1 protein-coding gene is annotated in these 526 nt (G+C 43.5%); it reads right to left on the bottom strand.

What is annotated here, in order from left to right:
* A partial coding sequence (locus NXS07_RS20740; protein ID WP_258087601.1) for a helix-turn-helix domain-containing protein occupies window positions 1-421 on the bottom strand: 421 nt, incomplete at its 3' end.
* Window positions 422-526: the final 105 nt, after the last annotated feature.

Below are 526 nucleotides of genomic sequence, written 5' to 3'. Positions count from 1 at the left end.
TACCCGCCTGGCATAAATAACGATAAAAGGGGCTTTTCGAGAATTTCACTTTTATCAGTTCTTTGATTTGAATGATAAAAAGCGCCAAACTCCAGCGAGAACGCAGGTAGCCAAATTGTTGTGGTGAATGTTGGACCAAAAAAGACAGCAAAGGGAACAGTGACGTTAAATTCCATGTTGCGGGTCTGCCAGCGGGCAGGCTTTTGAGCCCTTCTAATCCATATAACGTCAACCAGTTTATCCAACGATTGACCGAAGAGCGCGCTGCACAAAGGGTTCTGGCGACATAAGAGACGGACATCCCCTGATGGAGCATCAACAGGGCCATCAGTCTGCGTGCATAATTTTTATCTCGGGTTGTTTGGATAATTTTTTTCATCTGGCGACGTTCATTTCGGGATATGGGTGCTATGATCGGCATAACTCAGTCCGGTTAGTGATTTGTTTTGATTTGGCGATTAATCAGATCGCGAAAATCGGACTGAGTTCCCTTCAAGTGATCTATTATTTTGAAATTTTATTTAGG

It is taken from the genome of Xenorhabdus bovienii, from assembly GCF_024721015.1.
GTDB classification, from domain to species: Bacteria; Pseudomonadota; Gammaproteobacteria; order Enterobacterales; family Enterobacteriaceae; genus Xenorhabdus; species Xenorhabdus bovienii.
Note: the sequence above shows the minus strand (reverse complement) of the source record. Positions and strands in the feature narration are given on the sequence as shown.